The following is a 4,204-nucleotide window of genomic DNA, read 5'->3' on the forward strand; positions in this document are numbered from 1 at the left end:
TTCTAAAATTCCGAAATTCCACGGTGCGGGCAAAATTTAAAATTTAAAACTCAAGCCAAATTTTAAATTCCAACTCAAGCTAAATTTCAAAACTATAAGTTGAGCAAAATTCCAAATCCAAAATTTAATGACTATGCCCCAAATGCCCGCTATCGCCATTTGATCTTACTTCGCAGATGAGCTCGTCAGCGCATTCGTTATCGCTGCTTTCAAGCTGTAGCGTCGTGTGCGTGATGCCCAGATGCTCTATTTCATGCGATATTTCGCGCAAGATCCGCTCCGCCTCGCGCACGCTCAGCTCGCCGCTGACCACCACGTGAGCCGTGAGCGCGTTTGCGCCGCTCGTGATGCTCCAGACGTGCAGGTCGTGCACCGAAAGCACGCCGTCCACGCCCCTGATCTGCGCGACGAGCCCGTCCAGACACACGCCCTTTGGCGAGCCCTCCATCAGGATGTTTAGGCTGTCTTTTAGCACGCCCCAGCCGCTTTTTACGATGAGCGCGGCCACGAGCACGCTAGCCGCCGCGTCCGCCCAGCCCCAGTCAAAGCACATCATCGCTAGCGCAGCCGCGATCGCGCCCACCGAGCCCAGGGCGTCGCCAAGTACGTGCAGGTAGGCGCCGCGCATATTGACGTTTTCTCTCACGTCGCCGCCGCGCAGCATGTAAAGCGCCACGACGATGTTTACGACGAGCCCCAGCGTGCTGATGGCAAGCATACCTGCGGTGGCTACTTCGGGCGGGTTTTGGAAGCGCCGCGCCGCCTCAATGACGATAAAAACGGCGATGACGATGAGTGTGACGGCGTTTATCGTCGCGGCCAAAATCTCGATCCGCCTGTAGCCGAAGGTCTTTTGTAGATTGCCTTTGCGTTCGCCGAATTTAAACGCAAACAGCGAAAGTCCGAGTGCCGCAGCGTCTGATAGCATGTGCCCGGCGTCGGAGAGCAGGGCGAGCGAGTTCGTCGCGAAGCCGCCCACGACCTCGACCAGCATAAAAGCGGATATTATAAGGAAGGAATTTCTCAAAACGGTTTTATTTGACGTGTGCGAATGCGCGCAACGGGCGTGATTTTCGTGCATTTTGACCTCGTTTTCGGTAAATTTTGGTACATTATACCCAAAAAAGCGCTTAAATTTTATCCATATCGCCTTCTGACTCGGCGCTTGTGCGCTTTCGATATCTTTAGCTTGTTAAACCCCTCTATCAGCCTCGGCACGTTGTTGGAACCGATCGCAAACGTCTTAAATGCGCTATTTTGCATAAAAATCCCTCGGTTAAAATCGCGCGGATTTTAGCTGATTTTAAAATTCGCGTCAATTTTTTTTGAAAATTTTTGCTGTAACTCTTGACATTACAACAAAATTTGACTATACTTCGCTCATCGGTTGTAAGTTATAGCATTACAACAAAAATCTAAGGAGAAAAAGATGTCAAACTACAAAATCGTTTCAACGAAAAACGAACCGAGAGTCGAGCTAAAAGAAGCTCTAGGCTTAAGCGGCTGTGAGCTCTCTATCAACGAACTTCCCGCAAACGCGAGCGTGCCGTTCGTGAATTCGCACAAGCAAAACGAGGAGCTTTACTTGGTGCTAAAAGGCGGCGGCACGCTCTTTATAGACGGCGAGGAGAAGGCGGTGGGTGAGGGCGACGCGATCCGCATCGATCCGGACGGCAAAAGGTGCTTCAAGGCGGGCGCGCAGGGGATGAAGTTTATCTGTATCCAAGCCAAACGCGGCAGCCTGGAGCAGTACACTAACGGCGACGGCGTGATAAACGACGATGTAAAGCCGAGCTGGCTGTAAATTTCGCAAGGCGCGCGACAAAATGCGAGCGTAAATTTTAAACTGTGAGGCGCGGCAAGACGGCGCCAAATGTGCGGGCGCATTAACCGCGGCGGTTGTGCGATCAAACAAATTAAATTTAAAGGAAAAACAATGAAAGTAGCAATCATCGGAGCAAACGGAAAATCAGGTTTAAATTTGGTGCAAGAGGCCCTAAAACAAGGGCATGACGTAACGGCTATCGTGCGAAACAAAGAGTATAAAAATAGCGATATAAAAGTCGTCTACAAAGATATTTTTGAGCTAGCAAGGCCCGATCTAGCGTGCTTTGATGCAGTCATCAGCACATTTGCGGCATGGACGCCCGAAACATTTCCGCTTCATAAAAAGGTAGCAAAACACCTCGCAGACGCGCTTAGCGGTACGAAAACAAGGCTACTAGTTATCGGCGGCGCGGGTACGCTATATGTGGACGATAAAGGCACTATGGCTATGGATACGTCTGACTTCCCGCCTGAGTATATGGGCGTCGCAAAGGCTACGGCGGAGTCGTTTTTCGAGCTAAAAGGCAGAACCGATGTGCTTTGGACTTACGTAAGCCCGGCCGGCGAATACGACGATCAGGGCGCTCGCACGGGCAAATACGTCCTTGGCGGCGATAATCTAATCCTAAACTCCAAAAACGAGAGCTACATCAGCTACGCAGACCTAGCGCTTGCGGTCATAGACGAGCTAAAAAACGGCGTTTTCGTGCAAAAGCGTTTTACCGCCGTCGGCGAGAGAGCGTGAGCTTAAATTTTGTGTAATTTAGCTAAAATAACGCCGCACGAAACTAACGTGCGGTTTTAAATTTAAATCAAGGCCGGTTATGCAAGTAGGTATAAAATTTTCACTCGCGGTTCACATCATGCTTTGCGTCGCGTATTTTCGCGAGGAGAAGGTCACGGGCGATTTCGTCGCCGCAAGCTCGGGGATAAACCCTGCCATCGCGCGCAAGCTGATCTCGCAGCTAAGAAACGCAGCCTTAGTGCTCACGACCGCGGGTGTGGGCGGCATCACGCTGGCTCGCGACGTGCGGCTCATCACGCTTTTAGACATTTACGAGGCGGTGAGCGAGGAGAACGCGATGTTTCGCCTGCACAAAGGCTCGCCTAGCGCCTGCCCCGTGGGCGGCAAGATCGAGGCGGTACTCGCGCCGCGCTTTGCTCGCATTCAGAATGATTTTAAAAAATCCCTATCCGGCGTCAGCTTGGCGGATTTGCTGCAAGATCTGGGATAGGGCTATTAAAATTTAAATACACGTTTATGTTCTAAATTTGCTCAAATTTCAAGGCTTGCGGGCTAAATTTATATAAAATTTTACCCGCCCGCCATGTAAAATTTCGATTTAATTTGATTTAAGATATAATCCTCCTAATTAATTCTAAGGGGAAATTTTGAAATATCTAAAAGCCATATTGCAATTCATCGCAGTTTTTGCTTGCCTTATTTTGTATCTATTCGTAAGCGGAAGAGTAGGACTTCATAAATCTCAATCTCACTACACTATTACGATAGGCTCCGATACTACTAAAGAAGCGGGACTTGATAAGTATGTAAGCGAAGCGGAGATGCAAAGTTTTGCATTTAGACATTGGGATATAGATTACAATTCAAACCCGAAAAACGTATTTAAAGAACCCGCCATAGACGTAGAGCTAAAAAGACTTTTAAAAAGCAAGCAAACTGATAAAATTTTAAAATTTATGAAAGATAATAATCTATCTGTCGATCACACTATGGACGGAGGGGTAACGCCCGTGATGTATTCTAGCTTTTAGGATGATACAAATACCACTCAAGAGCTTATAAAGCTAGGTGCGGATATACATAAAAAAGACGAATACAAGCTATCCGCTATGGCTTATGCGATAGAAAATAATGCTACCAAAGCAGTAAGACTACTTTTGGATAACGGCGTTAAATTTGAAGAGGCGGAAGTCGTTAGAAACAGACTGCTTCCGCCGAATTATAACCATATAAAATCTTTGCAAATAAGTGACGATGGAAATTTTACGTTGATTTATGATACCGACTACCCTATGATTAGTATAGGAGAGCCGAATTATTTCTTTTCATATCTTACGAATACGAATATGTATGAGATAGCAAAGATGGCATTAGAAAGCGGCTACAAGCCATATATTTGGAAATTTCAAAACTCTACGGTGGGTCTAAGGTACGGAAACGATATTAAGAAGGTCGTGCCTGAGGGAATATTAAATGATAAAGCGGAACCGACGGACGGATTTGATATTACCGAATATGATTTTTCATTATATGATACATTTCCGGGCACTCCAAATTACGAACCGATTTTAAAGCTGCTTATGCAGTATAACGTAGGTGGACAACCGAGCCCGGAATTTCTAAAACGAAAAT

The 4,204-nt window shown here is 47.1% G+C and carries 5 protein-coding genes and 1 pseudogene; 5 read left to right on the top strand and 1 reads right to left on the bottom strand.

The window, feature by feature from the left end; genetic code table 11:
* Window positions 1–124: 124 nt before the first annotated feature.
* Window positions 125–1,081 (bottom strand): cation diffusion facilitator family transporter, encoded by a 957-nt coding sequence (locus tag Q0537_RS08505; protein ID WP_299227106.1) that lies wholly within the window; start codon window positions 1,079–1,081, stop codon window positions 125–127.
* Between the two features lie 348 nt (window positions 1,082–1,429).
* Here Q0537_RS08505 and Q0537_RS08510 point away from each other — a divergent pair, with 348 nt between their 5' ends.
* The 5 genes and pseudogenes from Q0537_RS08510 to Q0537_RS08530 form a co-directional block, all read left to right on the top strand.
* The gene (locus Q0537_RS08510; RefSeq protein WP_299227109.1) at window positions 1,430–1,804 is read left to right on the top strand and encodes a cupin domain-containing protein; all 375 of its coding nucleotides are present in this window, start codon (window positions 1,430–1,432) and stop codon (window positions 1,802–1,804) included.
* Between the two features lie 132 nt (window positions 1,805–1,936).
* A complete protein-coding gene (locus tag Q0537_RS08515; RefSeq protein WP_299227112.1) occupies window positions 1,937–2,572 on the top strand; it encodes an NAD(P)H-binding protein in 636 nt (211 codons plus the stop codon).
* Between the two features lie 79 nt (window positions 2,573–2,651).
* Complete coding sequence (locus Q0537_RS08520; RefSeq protein ID WP_299227114.1) at window positions 2,652–3,062, top strand: Rrf2 family transcriptional regulator; 411 nt, start codon at window positions 2,652–2,654, stop codon at window positions 3,060–3,062.
* A 157-nt stretch (window positions 3,063–3,219) separates the two neighbouring features.
* Entirely contained in the window at window positions 3,220–3,603 is a 384-nt protein-coding gene (locus tag Q0537_RS08525; protein WP_299227117.1) for a hypothetical protein, read from the top strand.
* Window positions 3,604–3,681: 78 nt separating this feature from the next.
* Window positions 3,682–4,204: pseudogene (locus Q0537_RS08530) on the top strand (hypothetical protein); the annotation flags it as partial.

The sequence above is a fragment of the uncultured Campylobacter sp. genome (genome assembly GCF_938017775.1).
Classification (GTDB): Bacteria; Campylobacterota; Campylobacteria; order Campylobacterales; family Campylobacteraceae; genus Campylobacter_B.

Coding starts and splice junctions, on each gene's coding strand:
- Q0537_RS08505 (WP_299227106.1), bottom strand. CDS start 1,081: ATGCACGAAAATCACGCCCGTTGCGCGCATTCGCACACGTCAAATAAA.
- Q0537_RS08510 (WP_299227109.1), top strand. CDS start 1,430: ATGTCAAACTACAAAATCGTTTCAACGAAAAACGAACCGAGAGTCGAG.
- Q0537_RS08515 (WP_299227112.1), top strand. CDS start 1,937: ATGAAAGTAGCAATCATCGGAGCAAACGGAAAATCAGGTTTAAATTTG.
- Q0537_RS08520 (WP_299227114.1), top strand. CDS start 2,652: ATGCAAGTAGGTATAAAATTTTCACTCGCGGTTCACATCATGCTTTGC.